The organism is Flavobacterium sp. 140616W15 (genome assembly GCF_003668995.1).
Lineage (GTDB): Bacteria > Bacteroidota > Bacteroidia > Flavobacteriales > Flavobacteriaceae > Flavobacterium.
The window spans coordinates 4,821,336-4,840,492 of sequence record NZ_CP033068.1; the positions used below are offsets into that span (position 1 = coordinate 4,821,336).

At 31.5% G+C, this 19,157-nt stretch carries 14 protein-coding genes and 2 pseudogenes; 2 read left to right on the forward strand and 14 right to left on the reverse strand.

From position 1 onward, the window contains the following. Window positions 1-18: 18 nt before the first annotated feature. Window positions 19-1,185, reverse strand: coding sequence for an alpha/beta fold hydrolase (locus tag EAG11_RS21095; protein ID WP_129540915.1), 1,167 nt, complete (start codon window positions 1,183-1,185; stop codon window positions 19-21). Between the two features lie 46 nt (window positions 1,186-1,231). Then, window positions 1,232-2,284 (reverse strand): sensor histidine kinase, encoded by a 1,053-nt coding sequence (locus EAG11_RS21100; protein ID WP_129540916.1) that lies wholly within the window; start codon window positions 2,282-2,284, stop codon window positions 1,232-1,234. Between the two features lie 310 nt (window positions 2,285-2,594). Between EAG11_RS21100 and EAG11_RS21105 the strand changes: the two genes are divergently transcribed. Further along, complete coding sequence (locus EAG11_RS21105) at window positions 2,595-3,683, forward strand: hypothetical protein (protein ID WP_129540917.1); 1,089 nt, start codon at window positions 2,595-2,597, stop codon at window positions 3,681-3,683. A 77-nt stretch (window positions 3,684-3,760) separates the two neighbouring features. On the opposite strand, the gene EAG11_RS21110 is transcribed toward EAG11_RS21105, so the two are convergent. From EAG11_RS21110 to map, 8 genes and pseudogenes are all read right to left on the reverse strand, one after another. After that, entirely contained in the window at window positions 3,761-4,489 is a 729-nt protein-coding gene (locus EAG11_RS21110) for a hypothetical protein (protein ID WP_129540918.1), read from the reverse strand. Between the two features lie 293 nt (window positions 4,490-4,782). Further along, window positions 4,783-6,411, reverse strand: coding sequence for an L-glutamate gamma-semialdehyde dehydrogenase (pruA, locus tag EAG11_RS21115; RefSeq protein WP_035618140.1), 1,629 nt, complete (start codon window positions 6,409-6,411; stop codon window positions 4,783-4,785). 151 nt (window positions 6,412-6,562) lie between these two features. Continuing rightward, window positions 6,563-6,949: a Co2+/Mg2+ efflux protein ApaG gene (gene apaG / locus EAG11_RS21120; RefSeq protein ID WP_129540919.1), complete on the reverse strand. Its 387-nt coding sequence runs from the start codon at window positions 6,947-6,949 to the stop codon at window positions 6,563-6,565. Window positions 6,950-7,029: 80 nt separating this feature from the next. Continuing rightward, complete coding sequence (locus EAG11_RS21125) at window positions 7,030-8,283, reverse strand: DUF5103 domain-containing protein (RefSeq protein WP_129540920.1); 1,254 nt, start codon at window positions 8,281-8,283, stop codon at window positions 7,030-7,032. Window positions 8,284-8,346: 63 nt separating this feature from the next. Further along, the gene (locus EAG11_RS21130) at window positions 8,347-11,256 is read right to left on the reverse strand and encodes a DEAD/DEAH box helicase (RefSeq protein WP_129540921.1); all 2,910 of its coding nucleotides are present in this window, start codon (window positions 11,254-11,256) and stop codon (window positions 8,347-8,349) included. Between the two features lie 117 nt (window positions 11,257-11,373). After that, window positions 11,374-12,147 carry a class I SAM-dependent methyltransferase gene (locus tag EAG11_RS21135; protein ID WP_129540922.1) on the reverse strand — a complete coding sequence of 258 codons (774 nt, stop codon included), beginning with the start codon at window positions 12,145-12,147 and terminating at the stop codon, window positions 11,374-11,376. Window positions 12,148-12,228: 81 nt separating this feature from the next. After that, a pseudogene (locus EAG11_RS21140) lies at window positions 12,229-12,605 on the reverse strand (GxxExxY protein). Between the two features lie 54 nt (window positions 12,606-12,659). After that, window positions 12,660-13,478, reverse strand: a complete 819-nt coding sequence (gene map, locus EAG11_RS21145) for a type I methionyl aminopeptidase (RefSeq protein WP_129540923.1) — start codon at window positions 13,476-13,478, stop codon at window positions 12,660-12,662. Between the two features lie 199 nt (window positions 13,479-13,677). On the opposite strand from map, the gene EAG11_RS21150 reads away from it, so the two are divergent. Beyond that, window positions 13,678-14,922 carry a DUF445 domain-containing protein gene (locus EAG11_RS21150; RefSeq protein ID WP_129540924.1) on the forward strand — a complete coding sequence of 415 codons (1,245 nt, stop codon included), beginning with the start codon at window positions 13,678-13,680 and terminating at the stop codon, window positions 14,920-14,922. A gap of 54 nt (window positions 14,923-14,976) precedes the next feature. On the opposite strand, the pseudogene EAG11_RS21155 reads toward EAG11_RS21150, so the two are convergent. The 4 genes and pseudogenes from EAG11_RS21155 to EAG11_RS21170 form a co-directional block, all read right to left on the reverse strand. Continuing rightward, window positions 14,977-15,816: pseudogene (locus EAG11_RS21155) on the reverse strand (IS3 family transposase); the annotation flags it as partial. After that, window positions 15,810-16,340 (reverse strand): helix-turn-helix domain-containing protein, encoded by a 531-nt coding sequence (locus tag EAG11_RS21160; RefSeq protein WP_129538344.1) that lies wholly within the window; start codon window positions 16,338-16,340, stop codon window positions 15,810-15,812. The pseudogene EAG11_RS21155 and the gene EAG11_RS21160, both read right to left, overlap by 7 nt. Window positions 16,341-16,420: 80 nt before the next feature. Continuing rightward, window positions 16,421-17,809, reverse strand: coding sequence for a TolC family protein (locus EAG11_RS21165; protein ID WP_129540926.1), 1,389 nt, complete (start codon window positions 17,807-17,809; stop codon window positions 16,421-16,423). Then, window positions 17,742-19,154 carry an HlyD family secretion protein gene (locus EAG11_RS21170; protein ID WP_129540927.1) on the reverse strand — a complete coding sequence of 471 codons (1,413 nt, stop codon included), beginning with the start codon at window positions 19,152-19,154 and terminating at the stop codon, window positions 17,742-17,744. Before EAG11_RS21170 ends, EAG11_RS21165 begins: the two co-directional genes overlap by 68 nt. Window positions 19,155-19,157 lie beyond the last annotated feature (3 nt).

Genomic DNA, 19,157 nt, shown 5'->3' on the forward strand with positions numbered 1-19,157 from the left:
TTGATTTTTTTAAGTAATCTAGTCTATTTCTTTTGCTAAACGTTCTAAAACTTCTTTTCCGTTTTTATTCTCAGGATTGAGAGCAATAGATTTTTTATACATTGCAATAGCTTCTTCTTTTTTGTTCATTTTCAACAAAGCTTCACCATAGCTATCATAAGCGTTTGAGCTTGTAGGATTCAATAATACATTAAGTTTAAATACTTCGGATGCTTTTTCATTTTCATTTTTGTGTAATAATTCATATCCCCAATTATTTAAATCATCTTCTGAATTATTGTATGCTAATTGCTCTTTCTTCCCTTCGTTAAAAGATTGAATTGCGTATTGTAAAGTGCGCTCTTGAATTTCAGTTTTTTGTTTAGAACCATTGGCATACATTTTAGCAATTGTAGTTATTACTAATTGAGGATTGTCTATCCAGATCGCGTGGCCACAACCATAAGCAGTTATACTGGTAACATTAGAATTCTTTGTTGCATATTTTTTATGACACTCTTTCCAACGTTCAATTTCTTCAGGTATCTTTAAGAAAGGAATTTCGTTGACAAAATCAATAACAGGGATGTTTTTAGGAATAGAGAACTTACTCATTGTCTTTACAGTTTCTACGATAGTTGCTGACATATAATAAATCCCTTTGTTGTTTTTTTTCCATTGAGGTATAAGCTTGTCTTGAGTAGCAAGTACTTTTTGAATGTAGCCATCTTCATAATAGTTGTGATTAACGTCAATTAAAACAACCCCTTTAACTAGTTTAGGATGTCTTGCTGCATAAAGAGTAGAGAGATAACCACCATAAGAATGCGAGACCAACATGATTTCTTTGTCATAGCCAAGTTTTTTTAAGCCAATTTCTAAGTCTTCTACACTGCTTATAATTCCGTGTTTCAAATCATCGGTTTGTAGAGTATCAATAGTACTTGTACCAAAACCAGCTCTGTCATATGTTATTAAAGTTGCATCTGTTAATTCGGAAATAGGTTTTAGAATCGAATTCCAAACAGAACCATCGTTCCCGCCACCTGCATCAAAAAGAATAGGTGTACCTTTTCCTTTCACTATTTTAAAATGAATACGGTGCTTACCGACATCAACCAAAGTATCAATTGTTTTAGATTGACTATTTGCAGTAATAAAATAGAGAATAAAAAAAAGACTAACAATGAAGGACTGTTTTTTCATAAAATTTGTAATGATTAGTTTTTGGTGATAAGTTGATTCAAGAATGTTAAAGAGTAAGAAAAAGTTTAACGGTATATATGTTTTGTGTTTCTTCTATTTCTAATTGATGTTTTTTTGGATACAATAAATCCAATTGTTTTCGAACGTTTTTTAATCCAATTTTTGATTTGTCTGAAATTACTGCAGTATCATTTTGAGGTTTTGTGTTCTCAATACTAAAAATTATTTGTCCTTTTTTACTCTCTAAATTCAGTTTAATATTAGCTTTTTCAGTCTCATTAATAACACCATGTTTAAATGCATTTTCTATAAATGTCAATATAATAAGTGGTGAAATTTTATTGCTTTCCTGGATGTCTTTGGTAAACGAAATATTTAATCTGTTTTCGTTATAACGTAGTTTTTCTAAGGCAATATAGTTATCGATTAAAGCAATTTCTTTTTCAATAGAAACATAATCTTCGTTGCATCGATACAATACAAAGTCTAAAATTTCAGATAATTTAGCAATTACTTCGGGTGCTTTGTCATCTTTTTTCAGCGTTAGTGTATATAAATTATTTAGGGTATTGAAAAGGAAATGAGGATTCAGTTGATTCTTCAATACTTTTAATTCCATTGATTTTTTTTCTTCCTCCAACTTTAAAAGGCGTTGCTGCTTGCGATTAAAACTTATAAAACCCAAAATAATAATAGGATAAGTGATGAAAGAAAATTCTCTAAAGATTAATTTAAAAGAAGTTAATCTTTCGGGAACCGACATTTTATGCCCAAGCCAATCATCAAAGAATCCAGGGAATTTAGGTTCTAAATAATAGTATTTAAAGATCATTAAAAGAGCAAAAACAAAATAGAGCCAACTTGTAGCAAAAAGTATAAAAAGTAAATATTTTTTTTTGTTAAGGGTTTGAGGGATAATCCAATAAATTAATCCGTAAGCGGCAGTTGCTTGCGCTAAAATTTTCCACGCATAAACAAACGTAAAGTCATAATAAGAATCATTATCAGACTTTCCGTTGACGTATAGTAGCAAAAATGAAATCCAATAGATACAATGGAAGAGGATTCTTTTTAGGTCGATATTTTTTAAAAAATGCATTATAATGTTTTAAGAGGGAACAAGATAATAAAATATAGAAGTCTGCTTTGTTCTTAGCTTTAAATAAAGCATTATCACTCCTAAAAACAGTGTTTGAGCATACGAATGAGATATTTTTTCAGTATCGATTATTTGAATGCTAAAACTGGGTTTTCAATTGCGCACTAAATAACAAATTGGCGCTGTAATTATATTCGCTTTAAATATATAAATCATGATAAAACTGATTCTTTTATTCGCATTATTTTTAGTAAATGAGCTAAAAAGTATACTTTTTTAAACAATCCAAAAACACTTAAACTTAAACAAAATGAAGACAATGATTAAAAATGCAATTGGTATTCTGATTCTTATGAATGCCGTAAATTTATTTTCACAAGAAGACAAGCAAGAAATAACTTATAGCGAAGTTTCGAAAATGATTAAACCAACTTTGTTTGCCGATTTAGGTGAAACGTGTCAAACTCCCGATGGGATGGCTCTGGATAAAAAAGGTAATCTGTATTTATCTATCACTAATCCGATGACTTTTGAAAAGCATGGAAGTAAAATTTTGACTTTTGATAAAAATGACAAACCTGTAACATGGTTTGATAAACTCCCCGTGCATCCTGTAACAAAGAAGGTACATCCTATGGGAATGGAATTTGGTCCTGATGGAAATTTATATATAATGGATAATCAGTTTTTTGCTGATAAAGAAAATTTCTCTAGATTGTTAAGGGTTGTAGTTGAGAATGGAAAACCTAAATATGCTGAGGTATTAGCAGAAGGTTTCAATTTTGGTGAAGCAGTAAGATGGTATAAAGATAGAGTTTATATAACCGATGCTCTTTTTGAGAATAGGAGAGAAAGTGGGATTTATAGCTTCTCTCTGAAAGAATTAAATTCGGGTAAAATAACTTTAGATAAAAATACGAAACCTAATTATTTAGTAACAACATTTACTCTTAAACCCGAAGTAACAAAACGAACCATTGGTATTGACGGTATTGCTTTTGATAAAAAAGGGAATCTGTATGCAGGAAATTTTGGAGATGGTGTAATTACAAAACTTGAATTTACAAAAGAGGGTAAGCTTAAATCTAAAAAAGTAGTTTTTGACTCGGATAAATTAAAATGTTGTGATGGATTTTTTTATGATGAAAAAAGGAATTCTATTTTTATTGCCAATTACGATAATAATAGCGTTCATCAGTTAGATTTAAATACAAATACAATTCATCTAATTTGGGAAAATGGTAATGCTGATGGTTCTGATGGACAATTAGATAACCCTTGTGAAACGATAATTTATAAAGGGAAATTGTTGGTTGTAAACTACGATACTTTTAAAGGAGAGAAGAATACTGAAATAGATTCTTTTCACACGATTTCTAGTTTTGAATTAGGAAAATAGACTTGATTCATTATCATAAGTAAAACACAAGTCTCAAATTATTAGAAACTTGTGTTTTCTTATATAAAATGTTGATTTTAGTTGTTTTCACTTGGAAAACATAAGAAAGGATTTATCTCGTAATCCAGCCTTGCAACAAAAGTCTTAATTGCAATCTCTGAAGATTTTATGGTGTATTTGTAAAATGGATCAAAGAAAAAATCACGGCATATTACAGGTTCAGCAGAAGGATTATATACATCGTTATTACTATCCAAATCATCATAAGCATATCGACATGGGAATAAAAGGTTAAGCTCTTTTAAGGTGCTTTTAAGCCATTTGTTAAATATTTTTTTCTTAGGTGAGATGTGACGAGCAAGTAGAGCTAGACCAACAATTTCACTTTGAAGGTAATACGATCCTTTGCGACGTAGTACATCTATCATTCTCACATTCATAAGTGCAACCCATAGCGGGCCGTCTATAGGTCCAGATGCAGGCACATTCATATTGAGGTCAAATACTAATGGCTTTGTGTATTCAGGATTTGATACTGCACACCACAGTGCTTCAATACGTTGTTTCATTTCTTGTGATGCTTCGGTGTGATTTTTATAACGCCAGTATATCCATTCGAGTAAAGCAGCTGTTAGTCCTAAAGAAGCTTTATGGCTAATGCCTGTTAAGGCGAGTTCTAGTTTGTCGTGATTTTCAGCAGGATCGATAAGTTTTTCCATTATTTTTCCATTCCATTTAAAATCAATTGGATGATTGATGCTTTTGGCTTCGCGAATTATTTTTGGCGCTTTTTCTATACTTTTCATAATTACTTTATTTAATTTTTACATACGAATATTTGTTTTTTATTTCTCAAGGCTATGTTACTTGATCAAGAATATTCAAATTTACATTTGTACTTAATTTTAACTATGTCATGATAAGTTTTAAAAATAGCATAATAGGGTATTTTATCGCTTGTATGTTTTTGAAAATCAATAAAAAGCGAAAAATATTACAAATAAAAATGAATTTGTGAAAAAAACTTTATAAAAGAAAACCCCACAAGTTTCAAAAATATTTGAAGCTTGTGGGGTTTTATGTTCTTAAACTTTGGAGACTATTCTCCTAAAAAAGGATATCTATAATCTTCTGGAGTTACAAACGTTTCTTTTATTGTTCTTGGTGAAGCCCAACGCAATAAGTTTAATGCAGAACCTGCTTTGTCATTTGTTCCTGATGCTCTTGCACCACCAAATGGTTGCATTCCTACAACAGCTCCTGTTGGTTTGTCATTAATATAGAAGTTACCTGCTGCATTTTGTAATTTTGTAGTAGCTACTTCAATAGCGTAACGATCTTGACTAAATACAGCTCCAGTAAGAGCATATTCAGAAGTAGTATCAACTAATTCTAAAGTCTCTTCCCATTTTGCATCTTCATATACATAAATAGTAATTACTGGTCCGAATAATTCGGTTTCCATTGTAGTATATTTAGGGTTTGTAGTTACAATAATAGTTGGTTCAATAAAGTATCCAACAGATTTGTCGTAATTTCCACCAACGATTATTTCTGCATCAGCGTCTTTTTTAGCTTGGTCAATAAAACTTGCTAACTTGTCAAAAGATCCTTCGTGAATAACAGCAGTAATAAAATTACCAAAATCTTCTGGTGAACCCATTTTCATAGATTTCACGTCAGTAATTAATTGTTCTTTTATTGTTGGCCATAAACTTTGTGGGATGTAAGCTCTTGAAGCTGCAGAACATTTTTGTCCTTGAAATTCAAATGCTCCACGTACAATTCCAGTTGATACTTGTTTAGCGTTAGCACTTGGATGTGCAATGATAAAATCTTTACCACCTGTTTCACCTACGATTCTTGGGTAAGTTTTGTAATTGTGAATGTTTGCACCAATTTTTGCCCAAATATCTTTAAATACATGAGTTGAACCTGTAAAGTGAACTCCTGCAAAATCACGACTTGCTAATACTGTATCAGTAATCATTAATGCATCACCAAAAACAACATTTATTACACCGTCTGGAACTCCAGCTTCTTTAAATACGTCGATGATAATTTTAGTTGAGAATACTTGGCTATCACTTGGTTTCCAGATAACAACATTCCCCATCATTGCAGCACTTGCAGGAAGATTTGCAGCAATAGCAGTAAAGTTAAAAGGAGTAATTGCATATACAAAACCTTCTAGAGGTCTGTATTCAAGACGGTTCCAAGTTGTAGAATCAGATTTTGGCTGATCTGCATAAATTTGGGTCATGAACTCAACATTGTAACGTAAGAAATCAATTAATTCACATGAAGCATCAATTTCAGCTTGGTGAATGTTTTTTGATTGTCCGATCATTGTAGCAGCATTTATTCTAGCTCTGTAAGGGCCAGCAATAAGTTCAGCAGCTTTTAAGAAAATAGCAGCACGTTGTTCCCATGCCATATTAGCCCATGCGTCTTTTGCTTCAAGCGCATTAGCAATTGCTTTTTCGATATGTGTTTTTTCGGCTAAGTGGTAGGTACCTACTACATGTTTGTGATCATGAGGAGCCGTAATATTTCTAGTGTTTCCAGTTTTAATTTCTTCACTTCCAATATATAACGGAACATCAATTTTAGAGTTCCACATTGTAGTGTAAGCTGCTTGTACTGCTGCTTTTTCTGGTGAGTTTGGAGCATATCCTTTTACGGGTTCGTTTACCGCTTTAGGTACATGAAAAAATCCTTTTAGCATATTGTTTAAAATTAGATAATTAGACAAATTAACAGTTGGATAATTCATTTTATACGAATTATCTAACGCTCTACAAAAGTACGAAGGTTAAATTAATAATCTGATAATTTTGTTATAAGTTAACTATAAAATATTTAGATGCAATAAGAATTTAGTTCAAAGCAAAAGGAGCACACATTCTAAAATTAGGTACTATAACTTTGAAAATTTTTGTAGTAGTAAAATTTACCATATTAAAATATCCTTTCATCGCTCCATAAGGAGATGATAAAAGACATCCTGAACTATAGGTATGGAATTCACCAGGTTTTAAAACTGGTTTTTTTCCAATTACGCCTTCACCATCAACTATTTCGATATCGTTAAGCGAATCGAAAATTTCCCAATGGCGAGAAGTAAGTTGTACCGAATCTTTGCTATGGTTCTCAATAGTAACTACATAGCTAAAGGCAAAATGAATCTTGTAGTTCTTGAAGTAAGTACCTTCAAAACTAGTTAAAACGGATATTTTTATGCCTCTTGTTATTTGAGAAACCATACTAAAGTGTTATATATGTGCGTAATAGAAGCAAATTTACAAAAAAAAATGATTTAAAAGAATCATTTGCTAAATGTTTTTTAGTTAATGATATTCAGTGAGTTAGCGGATCCTTTTCCGATTACATGATCATAACGGTCACTATTCTCACGATAATAAACCAGTATGGTGTATTCATTCTCGGTTTGATAAAAATTACCATCAATTGCATTTTCAAAATCGATCACCCCTTTTTTATCAGCTATTTGATATTGATAATTAGTAAATCCTTGTTTTATCATTATTGCTTTTTCATAGACTCCTTTTTCTGTATTGTAGTCCATTTTATTCTCAGGAGTTAAGCTGTAATTATCAAACATTCCATTAACATAAATGTCTTTATTGAGTCGGAAAGCAGGTGCCGAAAGGGTGAAGTAAACCCAAGCATAATCAGCTTCGATCTCATTATTTGTTGCGTTTATATTTTTTACAAGAAAGTTACCATTTATGTCTGGATAGTTGGTGTAAGGAAAGTTTCCTCGCGCTTGGTTAGTATATAGATAAGAATTGTATATGTCTTTGCTTGAATCAACTCTTCCCACATTGTTACCTGCGTTGCGAATGTCTTTATTTTCAAAATATAGAAATTCGTTTCCTGCCCAAAATTGAGTTTCATCATTGTATTTATATATTAAGTCATTCCCGATGGTATATTGTGGCGGAATGTTTTTTATTGCAGTATTGAAATTGCCATTTTGTAATAAAAGAACTTTTACATTTTGTAAAGGAGTTTGAAAGTTAAGAGAGCTAGATTTTATAGAAAAATCTAAATTATGCTTATGTTCAATATTGTTTACTGTTCGGCTTCTTTTTACCTGTGCAGGTACAGTAACTAAATTTTCGTACACAATAAACTTTCTAGAAAAAACCACTTCTTTATCTTCATTCAGAATTTTGAGAATGTAATTACCTGTAATCAATATATGAGTGAATTGATTAGGGAAAGAGAGTTTATAGTGTGAGTATATTTGTAGTGTGTTGAATGAGTTAATGTAATTAGTGATCCTCTGGCCATCAAATCCTTGTAGATATTCTGTTTTTGGAATATTTGAAGGAATCCAATTATAGTCACAGTGCGTTATTTCGTAGTAATAATCGGCTTCATTACCAAAAAGGTCATCAAATTGCAATTGAATCTCACTTCCTAATTCGAATATTGGAACAATATTTTGTCCGCTTTGTACAAAAGAAACAGTCTTTATATTATAGGGAGGGGCAATTTCAGATTGTACTTGGGCTTTTGCCGAAGTAAAAATAAGAAGGAGAACTAATTTTCGGAAGATAGATTTTAGCATAATATATTACGTTGCAAAAATGTAAATATAGGAATTTTATATAACGAAAAATGGGCCTATTTGTTAAGAACCTAATATATATTCTAAATTAATTTCGATTTCGTCGTTAATATAGCTTTCTTCTAATAGTGAATCTGATAGTAGTTTTTTGTTTTCTTGCAGTTTAATTATTTTTTCTTCAACCGTATTTTTTGAAATAAATCGAATGACATTTACTTTATTTAATTGTCCAATTCTATGAGCTCTACCTACTCCTTGTTTTTCAGCAAAAGGATTCCACCATGGATCTAAGAATAAAACATAAGAAGCTTTGGTGATATTTAAACCAACGCCACCTGCTTTGAGTGAAATAAAAAATAACAAAGGATTTTCATTTTCCTGAAACAGATTTACTTGCTGTTCTCTTTTCTTAGCAGGAGTTTCACCTGTTATCTCGCAAAAATCTATTTTGTTCTCTTTACACCAAGTTGTATAAAAACTCAAATTGGTAACAAATGAACTAAAAATGATGGTTTTTTGTTTCCCTTTTACTAAAGTTTCTAGATAGTTTGTAACTGCATTATATTTCCCAGAATCAATTTCTGATTCCTGATCTACCATTTTAGGATGATTACTCAGTTGTCTTAACTTCATCAACGTATTGATGATGCTAATTTTGTCTGGACCGGAGCCATCTGTTTTTAATAAAAAATTACGAGCTTTTGATTTTTCTTTTTCATATAATTTCTCCTGTTCAGGATCCATGTCGCAATAATAAATCTGCTCTGTTAATTCTGGTAAGTCTTTTAATACCTGTTCTTTGGTTCTTCTTAAAATGTAAGGCTGAATAAGATTTTTTAGCTCAGTTAAACTATCTTCATCTTGCTTTTTCTCAATCGGGATTTTGAAATTTTCCGCAAAGAAATTATAACTACCCAAAATATCAGGATTTATAAATTGCATTTGCGACCACAAATCGTCTAATGAGTTTTCGATAGGTGTACCACTTAGAGCTATTTTATGTTCTGTGTTTATTTTATTAATCGCTTTAAAAATTTTAGAATTTTTATTTTTGATGTATTGACTTTCGTCCAAAATTAAATAGCGAAAATTATACTTTTCTAAAATTGCAATATCACGGTGAATGATGCTGTAACTAGTGAAAATCAAATCGGATGATTCTAATCTACTCGCTAATAGTTTTCTGTCGTTACCAACATACTGCATTTTTGAAAAATGCGGTGTGAATTTCTGAGATTCATTATACCAGTTAAAAACCAATGAAGAAGGTAGAACAATCAAGGTTTTTAAAGGATCTCTTTCAATAACGGTTTCGTTTTGAAACAAATCAAAATTGGTGGTTTTGGTTGTAAATCCTAGCTGTTCCTGAACGGCAACTAATACAGCCAAAGTTTGTAACGTTTTTCCAAGTCCCATATCGTCAGCCAGACAAGCCCCTAAATTGGAGTTAAAATGACTCAAAAGCCATTTGACACCATCAATTTGATAGGGTCTTAAAGTAGCTTTTAACAAATCAGAAGAGGCGTATTCAGCTTTAAGAATAGGGTTTACATCGTTTTTGATTTCCGGAATTGCATCCAAAGCCGCAAAATTACTTTTACGCAAAAGAAGATTTCCATTTTCTGTTCTGGCTAATTTTGCCAGCGAGCTATATTTACTGAGCCATTCTAATGGAATCAAAAAATAGTTTCCGTCAGGCAATAAAAAGAGCCTTTCTTTGCTTTTTATATTCGGAATAATTTCACTAAAATTGATAGTGAAATTTCCAATTGTAAGGATTATTTTGATGTCAAACCAATCTTCTTTTGTTTCTCCTTTTGAAGCCGAAATGGTATGACTTTCTGTGATGATTTCTTTGCTTTCCAGTTGAAGTTTTTCAATTGTAAAACCTAAACTTTCTAGCTCTTCTTTCCGATTAATAACCAATTGAATATTAGTATAAGGATCATGAGCTTCAGTGTCAGTGTTCCATCCAAACAATTCATTTTTAATTTTTATGAAACCAATTTCAAGTAGTTTTTCGGTATATAAAACTTCGTCAGGACTTCGTTTAAACTGAATTATTTTTGGTTCATTAGCAATGCTGAAATCAACAAATGTATGTGTGTTTTTAGTTTTATTGGCATCAAATAAATAGCCATTATAGTCGAAATAAAGGTTGAGATAGTAGCAGTTTTTAAAGAAATCATAAACGGGTTGAATCGTACAAGAAATAATTTTATCACGAAGTTCAATTTCAAAACCAGTTGCTCCAATGTCAGTTTTTTTAGCTATTTCAGGAATGAAATTTTTAAAATAATCATCAACTAATCTTGAAGGGATTTCGATTGATTTTTTCTTTAAAAAAGGGGTGAGCTTTTTAGAATTCAACTCCTTTAGTTGTCCTAGTTTTTTATCAATAATTAACCAGCTTGGTTCGTCTAATAGTATGTCGACACTACTATTCATGGGTGAAAAAGTAGTGTTGTTTTCTTTTAAAGATAGGGTATATGTAATTCCTTCTGAGTGTTTGTCAAATTGAATTTGAGGTTCAAAATCTAGAGGTTCGATACTAATTCGGGAGCGATAAAAATCCTTTTCAACTCCCATGTTAATTGATAAAGGAAATTGTTCTTTTACAATTAGCGTGTAAAAGGTGTTTAGATTTAGTTGTAAATGCTGGCGAATTGCAAAATCAATTTTGGAATCTTTTTGTAAATCCGTAATTATTTTTGCTGATTTGATTTTTGCACTAAATTTCTTGAAAATAAATTCAGGCTTTAATGCTTCACAAGCAGTTAGTATTTTTTGTGTATTTGAGTCTAAATCTTCGAAAACAATTCCGAAACTTTCTAGAACGCCTGTTGTTGCTTTTTTGTTTAAATATCTAATTTCATCGGTGTTTTCAATGATATAAGCGGTTGGGATATAAGTATTCAGATTTTTTTCAAAACTGATGTCAAAACAAAATTGAAATAATTTAGAAGGTTGCAAGATTGTAGGTTTGGTTTGGTTGTAATTTGAGGACTTGTATAAAATTAAAAAGTTTTCAAATTATTGCTATTTTGAAAACTTTTTAAATGTGATTGTATCACTTGAAGAAAAGACTATTTAGTTTTCCTGTTTAAAGCAAAGCGGGATAATTTCTCCTTTGGCTAAACAATATTTTTCGACTAGCTCTGGAGCTATTTTATTGGTGTAATCCTCTTCGATTACGATAAAGCCAATGCTTCTTAATTTATCAAAATAATCACGGCCATAAATACGTACATGATCATATTGTCCGAATATCTTAGCACGTTCTTTTTGGTCTGTAATAGTGTCATCTGCAAAAGTAACTGCTCTAGATAAATCTTGTGGGATTTGTAAAACTGCCATTCCTCCAGGTTTTAAAACACGAAACAATTCCTGCATCGCTTTGGTGTCATCCGGAATGTGTTCTAAAACATGATTACATAAGATAACGTCATATTCATTATCCTTAAAAGGTAAATTGCATATATCTGCTTTAACATCTGCTAAAGGTGAAAATAAGTCAGTTGTTGTGTAATCAAGATTTTTTTGCTTGCGAAATAGTTTGTAAAAAGCTTGTTCGGGAGCAAAGTGCAATACTTTTTTTGGTGCTGTAAAGAAATCAGTTTGATCGTTCAGGTATAGCCATAACAAACGGTGTCTTTCTAAAGATAGAGTACTTGGTGAAAGTACATTGTTACGTTGTTTTCCGTATCCGTAAGGCAAAAAACTTTTAAAACTTCTCCCATCAATAGGATCAGTAAATTTATCTCCTTTTAATGAAAAGGCTAAAATAGGACGTGCCACATAACTCAAACGAATTAATAATGGACGTGGAATGGTATTAAGAACTAGTTTGAAAAGTTTCTTCACTGTTAAATAGATTTGAACACGAATTTCACGAATTGGCACGAATTAATGTGATGGTGAAATTTCACGAACCTTTGATTGGGATTAAAGTATTATTCTTTTATATTTAAGGCTATCTTCTCCAAAATTGACTAGTAATCCTAATTTATTTTGAGAAGCCGCTAGGTAATTTAATGTTTGTCTGATTTCACTCGTCGTTAGTGCTGTAATTGCTTTTAGCTCTAAAATAATTTCATTGAAAAAACAAAATCTGCAAAATAATAACTTGGCAGTATGATTTCCTTATAAGCGATATTATATTTTAATTCTCGATCATAAGGAATTTGATTTTTTTGAAACTCATATTCTAAAGCATCACCATAAACTTTTTCACTGTGTCCTTTGCCTAAAATTTTATGGACTTCCATACAGATTCCTATTATTTTATAAGACTCTTCTTTTAGATATAATTCATTCATCATTATCAGTGAAATTTTTAACAAAAGCTTTATTCGTGAAAATTCGTGAAATTCGTGTTATAATATCAAAGGCACTTTTCTGAATTCATCTTCTTCGTTGCTCTCGATTCCTAGTGCTTTATAGATGTACTGGAAAGTGGATAAGATTTCTGGTTTACCATCGATTAAAGCTACATCATGTTCAAAATGCGCACTTGGTTTACCGTCAGCTGTTGTAATTGTCCAGCCATCTTTATGTTGTTTTATGTTTCTTGTTCCCAGGTTAATCATTGGTTCAATAGCAACAACCATTCCTTCTACAAAAAGTTTTCCTCTTCCTTTTTTACCATAATTTGGCATTTCAGGATCTTCGTGCATTTTTTGCCCAAGTCCATGTCCAACAAGTTCACGAACAACTCCGTATCCATGTGCTTCGGTATATTTTTGTATTGCACTTCCAACATCTTCTACACGGTTTCCTGCTTTAAATTCACGGATTCCAACATATAAAGATTCTTTGGTAACTTGTAGTAATTTTTTAACTTCTGGAGCAACTTCTCCTATTTCAAAGCTATAGGCATGATCTCCATGATAGCCGTTTTTGTATGCACCACAGTCTACCGAGATAACATCACCGCTTTTTAAAGGAGTGTTATTTGGAATACCGTGAACAACTTGTGAATTTGGACTCATACAAAGTGAGTTTGGGAAGTCATATAAACCTAAAAAGCTTGGAACTGCACCGTGATCACGAATGAATTCTTCGGCTAGTTTATCAAGATATAATGTGGTAACTCCTTCTTTTATCTCAGAAGCAATCATTCCTAATGTTTTTGATACGATTAAGGCACTTTCGCGCATTAATTCTATTTCTTCACGTGATTTTACAATAATCATAATTTCGGATTTTCAGTTGGCAAAAGTACAATTTTAATATTATTTTCTTTAAATAGCTTTTGTATTTAATTATATCATTTATAATTAGATTTAATAGCAGTCTATAAATATATAGAAAGTTTGTAAAATTATCTTATTAAAATGAAAACAGTTGTTGAAACAATTGAATAAATTAGCTTATTAATTAATCCTTCCTATTATGAAAAGCATTAATAACCAAGATGGAATAAGCAAATCGGTTGGTTTGATAAAGATGAAAAGATTTGCGTTGGGTGTATTGGGTGTAGCTGTAGTTCTTTTTCTAATTTCAATTTACTTTAAAATAGGATGGCTCAAAGCTTTTAGCGAAGCGGCTATGGTTGGTGGAATTGCAGATTGGTTTGCGATAGTAGCTTTATTCAGGCATCCTTTGGGTTTGCCAATTCCACATACGGCTTTGATACCTAATAATAAAGATACTATTGGTCAAAATTTAGGAACTTTTGTTTCAGATGAGTTCTTGATAAAAGATAAATTAGAAGCGAAAATCGAGCAGTTTAATTTTGCTGAAAAAGCAGCTAATTGGCTTTCTGAAAAAAACAATGCAAATACAATTGCTTGTTTGATTATTGAAGATGTAATTCCTGGTATTTTAAAAACGATTGTTGATGAGGATGTTCAGAAGTTTGTTCAAGTAAAATTTGAAGCTAAATTACAAGAAATAAACTTTGGAGAATGGATTGCGATTGGATTGGAGTCTTTGAGCAAAAGTGAAAAGCAAGAGCAATTAATTTCTAATGTGCTAAAAATACTTACTGAAGAATTGCAGAATAATAGAGATGTGATTCGTGAAAAAGTAAATGAATCTACACCTTGGTATACGCTCGGAGTAGCAGATAAAAAAATTGCAGACGGTATTTTTAATGGACTCTACGAGTTTATAGATGAAGCAAAACATACGGATAGTGGTATTCGAAGAAAAATAAATACTTATGTTCTTAATTTTATTTCTGAATTGAATAATTCACCAGAGTTGCAACAAAAAGTAAATGATTTAGTGATTGAGTTTGCTCATAAAAAAGAAGTGATAGAATATATTAGCGCTATATGGAGTCAGATAAAAGATGCAATTGCTACCGATTTAGAAAAGAAAGATGATTCTAAAATAAAAAACAGAATTATTAGTATGATTCAGAATTTCGGAATCAGTATAAAAAGTGATCCGGTAATGTTGGGCAAAATAAATGATTTTGTAAAAATAGATTTGCTAGGTATTCTTCTGAAAAATAAACAAATGATTGGTGATCTGATAGCTTCGTCAGTAAAGAGCTGGGATAAGGAAGAAATTTCTAATAAGCTAGAATTAGAAATAGGCAAAGATCTTCAATTTATACGTATTAATGGAACTGTGGTAGGAGGGTTTGTAGGTCTTTTAATTTATTTTGTAGAGCATATTATTACTTAAAAAAAGAGACAAGCCGTAAGTAGACTGCACCCAAAAGTTTAGACAAATTTATAATTAATTTTGATAATGATGAGCTCGATATTGTATCGGGCTCATTCCTTTTAAATTCAGTTTGATTCTTTCATTATTGTAATATTTTATATATTCTATAATTTCCTTTTTTAGATGATTTATGTCTTTAAATTTCATAATATAAAATAGTTCTGATTTTAATATGCCAAAGAAATTTTCTATAACTGCATTGTCTAAGCAGTTTCCTTTTCTTGACATACTCTGCACTAATCCTTTCTCCTTCAAAAGCTGATGATATCGCTTCATTTGATACTGCCAGCCTTGATCGGAGTGTAATATTAAATTAGTATCATTTGATATTCTTCGAAAAGACTTTTTAAGCATATTGGTGATTTGATTAAAATTTGGTCTTTCAGATAAATCATAACTTATTATTTCCCCATTGAAAAGATCAATTATAGGTGATAAGTACAATTTATTACCTGAGATATTAAACTCAGTTACATCGGTAGCCCATTTTTGATTGGGTTTATCAGCCTTAAAATTGCGCTGCAATATATTAGGAGCTATCTTTCCTTGTTCTCCTTTATATGATCTGTACTTCTTGATTCTGATTAAACTTTTTAATCCTAAAATTTTCATCAATCGCAACACTGTCTTGTGATTAATTAAAATTCCTTTTTGCCTGATTAATAAAGTAATACGCCTGTAACCTAATCTACCCTTATGATGATTGTAAATCTGTTTAATCAAATCTTTAACATCTTTGTATTTATCAATTACTTGACTTCTTTTTTCATAGTAATAATAAGTACTTCTAACCATGTTCGTACAATTTAGCAAGAGGTCTAAATCATATTTATGCCTTAGTTCCATTATGGTTTGAGCCTTTTGTTTTGATTGGCTTGTTCGGCTTGAACTAAGGCGTTGAACTTTTTTAAAATTTCGTTCTCAGCTCGTAAATACTCCAGTTCCTTTAAAAGTTCTTCTTCCCTAGTTAAGGGTTTGTCTGTTTTTCTCTGTTTTCTCTTAAAATTCATAGATCTGGGTCTTCCTTTAGGTTTAGATGATAATCCCTCTAAACCAAAGTTAGCAAAATCTCTTTTCCATCTGATAATAATTGAGTCTGAGGGAATGTTAAATTTTAAACGAGCTTCCCTTAGTGATAATAAATCCTTATCTATTGATAGTAATACTTTTTGTTTAAAATCAATGGAATAGACACGATTCTTCCGTGGTAACAATCCGATTGTTCCATATGCTCTGTAAAAGCTAACCCATCTACGAATATTTGACTCACTAATACTCTTTTCATTAGATACCGCTTCACTGGAGTATCCTTTCTCGATAACTAACCTTACACATTCAAGTTTGAATGCGTAATCATACTTGACTTTTCTTTCCATAAAAATGCCCCCAAATAGTGTCTAACTTTTTGGGGGCAGTCTAAAGACTTGTCTCTTTTTAGAATATTTTGAGTTTTGTTTTAATCTGGGTTTGCCATGATTTTAAAAAGTTCTGAATTAGAGATATAGAATCGATTTTCTAAAGCGATAGCGGCAAGCTTAGCACTCACTAAATTATTTTCTCGTGTATTAATCAAGAATAAAGAGCTCTCTCCAAATGAAAATAATCGTTCTTCTGAGTTGAGCATTGTAATGTTATTTTCGACCAAATCTTTGGCAAGTTTCTTCTGTTTTTGCAGTGAAGTGATTTCTATTTTTTGCGCATTTATTTTATTGGTCAATTGCACTTTTTCTAAAGCCAGAGCAAATTCATTTTCTTGAACTTTGTATTTGGCTAATTTCAAGCTCCCGCGTTCTTTTCTTAAAAACAGAGGAAAATAAAACTCCACACCAAATTTGTAATCTTGAAAACGATAATTGTCAATATAACTGGGTTCCGATAGATAGGAGTAACCCAAATTTATTTTTGGTAACAGCATATTTTGCTTTAGATCTTTCTCTACATTCAGGATATCTATTTTATTTTGTAGTGCATTTATTTTTGGATGTGCATCCAAGCTAAAGTCTTTCTGTAATAGATCATTAGTTTTTAGCGTTTCTTGTAAGGTGTTTTCTAGCGCTGTTTCTGGTATAAGATTTTCTGAAACCTCTAAGGGGATATTGTTTTCTAGCCAAAGAAAATTAGATAGTTCCAATTTAGATTTGGTTAGTTTTAGTTTAGAATCCTCATAGCTTAATTGTCTGTTTTTTAAACTTATTCCTGCTTCAATACTGTCAATTGCTGGTTTATCTCCGCGACTTATTAAGGATTTAATTCCTGATAAGCGTATTTGTGCATTGTTATTGTACATCTCATATAACCTCATCTCGTCGAAATTCTTCTTCCAATTAAAATAAGCAATCGAAGCATCGTATAAAATACTAATGGCTTGTAGTTTTCTCTCAGACTCGCTTAGTTTCATTTGAATTTTGGCTTTTCGAACATCTGCCATTCTTTGATTAATGAATAACCCTTGCCCGATAGGCACATTGATTCCAAAAGAAGTTAGTCCTTGATTTGGAGTAGAATTTTCGGGATTGAGATAAATACCCTCGCTATTATCGAATCCTGCTTTTAACTCAATTCCATACCAAGTGGGAATTTTAAAACTGCTATTTAAAATAGAATAGTATTCTTTGTCTTTAAATTCTTTTTTACTAAAATCGACTTCAATTTTTGGGTCAAAACCACCTCGAGCCATCATTAAATTAGCTTGAGCCTTGCTTACTTCTAAATTAGCATTTTTAACCAAAGGATGGTATTTTTTTACATATCCAAGAAATTCATTATAGGTGAATTCTTTAGAGATTGGTTCTTGGCCAAAAAGCGTAAAACCAATAAATAGAAAGACTAAATATATCGGTTTCATTATTTTTTTCTTTAGTGGTTTTTGTCTCGCTTTTATAATAATTTGGAGGGAATCCGTTTAGGGTTCTCCATATTTCAAACCAAATGGGTACAGTATCTAATAAAGCAAGCGTTTGAGCACCAGAGCCAATACTAAGTTGTTTTGGCCATTTTGCCTCAGATGGATCTGGAGCAATAAGGACTCTGTATTTGCCATTGGGGCTAATAAAGTTTTCAATAGCTACCACTTTTCCTCCAAATGTTCCATATGAAATATCTGGCCATCCAGAAAACACAATCGTCGGCCAGCCATCAAACCAAATACGCACTTTTTCGCCTTTTGACATCAGCGGTAAATCGATTGGACTTATGTAAGTTTCAACAGCAATATCATACTCAGATGGCATTATGGTTACAATTGGTGTTCCTTCTTTTATGGTTTCTCCTATACCGGCTAGCAAAGCTCTATTGATGTACCCATTTTGAGCTGCTTTGATGTAATACATGCCATTTCGAACGCTATAATTTACGTATTGATTTTCTAATTTATTGACTTGTGCTTCCGTGTCGAATTTATTACTTAAAGTTGTAAATTGATCACTTTTTGCTTTAGCTGTCTTCTCAGAATATTCAGCAGTAATTCTATTGATTTCTACTTTAGAATTAATGTATTCATTTTTGCTTGTTAGATACTTGTTTTCCTGAGTTACAATCTTAGCATCAACATCCTGTAATTTTAAACGTTTTTCTTCTACATCGGTTAAGGGTTTTAATCCTTCTTTGTTTAGTTGTACGGAACGATCATATTGCGTGTTTGCGATTTTTAATTGCGTTTTAACAGCGATAAGATCGATGCTGTCGCTTTTTATTTTTAAAAGAGATTGTTTTACTTTATTTTTTGCTTGTTCTAATTTTAATTTCTGTTCATTCTCTATGAATTCAATTTGCTTAGACAGCGTATTCACTTTTGAGTCATATGATTCTAGAGAATGCTTTTTTGCAGTTACTTGATTTTTAGTATTCTCTACCAAATTTGGATCCATGTAGTCTTCTTTTACTTCAGATATGTACATGATTGTATCTCCCTTTTTTACAAAATCACCTTCTTGAACATACCATTTTTCAATTCTTCCAGAAATAACACTCTGGATAGATTGCGGTCTTTGGTTAGGCTTTAGAGTTGTTACAGCTCCTGATCCAGAAATGTTTTGTGTCCAAGGAAAGAAAAGAGCAATTATACCAAAGATAGAAGTGCCTATAATGATTTTGTTCAGAATTCTGTAATGAGGCCTATTGCTTAGGTTTTTCACAGTTTCATACTTGTTAAGGGGCTGTATTTTTGTTTTGTTGTCAGAAATGTTTAGCATAAC

Excerpts from the sequence above, each read along its gene's own strand:
- EAG11_RS21150 (WP_129540924.1), top strand. The coding sequence starts at position 13,678 with ATGAAAAGCATTAATAACCAAGATGGAATAAGCAAATCGGTTGGTTTG.
- EAG11_RS21110 (WP_129540918.1), bottom strand. The coding sequence starts at position 4,489 with ATGAAAAGTATAGAAAAAGCGCCAAAAATAATTCGCGAAGCCAAAAGC.
- EAG11_RS21165 (WP_129540926.1), bottom strand. The coding sequence starts at position 17,809 with ATGAAACCGATATATTTAGTCTTTCTATTTATTGGTTTTACGCTTTTT.
- EAG11_RS21170 (WP_129540927.1), bottom strand. The coding sequence starts at position 19,154 with ATGCTAAACATTTCTGACAACAAAACAAAAATACAGCCCCTTAACAAG.
- map (WP_129540923.1), bottom strand. The coding sequence starts at position 13,478 with ATGATTATTGTAAAATCACGTGAAGAAATAGAATTAATGCGCGAAAGT.
- EAG11_RS21160 (WP_129538344.1), bottom strand. The coding sequence starts at position 16,340 with ATGGAAAGAAAAGTCAAGTATGATTACGCATTCAAACTTGAATGTGTA.
- pruA (WP_035618140.1), bottom strand. The coding sequence starts at position 6,411 with ATGCTAAAAGGATTTTTTCATGTACCTAAAGCGGTAAACGAACCCGTA.
- EAG11_RS21105 (WP_129540917.1), top strand. The coding sequence starts at position 2,595 with ATGAAGACAATGATTAAAAATGCAATTGGTATTCTGATTCTTATGAAT.
- EAG11_RS21095 (WP_129540915.1), bottom strand. The coding sequence starts at position 1,185 with ATGAAAAAACAGTCCTTCATTGTTAGTCTTTTTTTTATTCTCTATTTT.
- apaG (WP_129540919.1), bottom strand. The coding sequence starts at position 6,949 with ATGGTTTCTCAAATAACAAGAGGCATAAAAATATCCGTTTTAACTAGT.
- EAG11_RS21100 (WP_129540916.1), bottom strand. The coding sequence starts at position 2,284 with ATGCATTTTTTAAAAAATATCGACCTAAAAAGAATCCTCTTCCATTGT.
- EAG11_RS21125 (WP_129540920.1), bottom strand. The coding sequence starts at position 8,283 with ATGCTAAAATCTATCTTCCGAAAATTAGTTCTCCTTCTTATTTTTACT.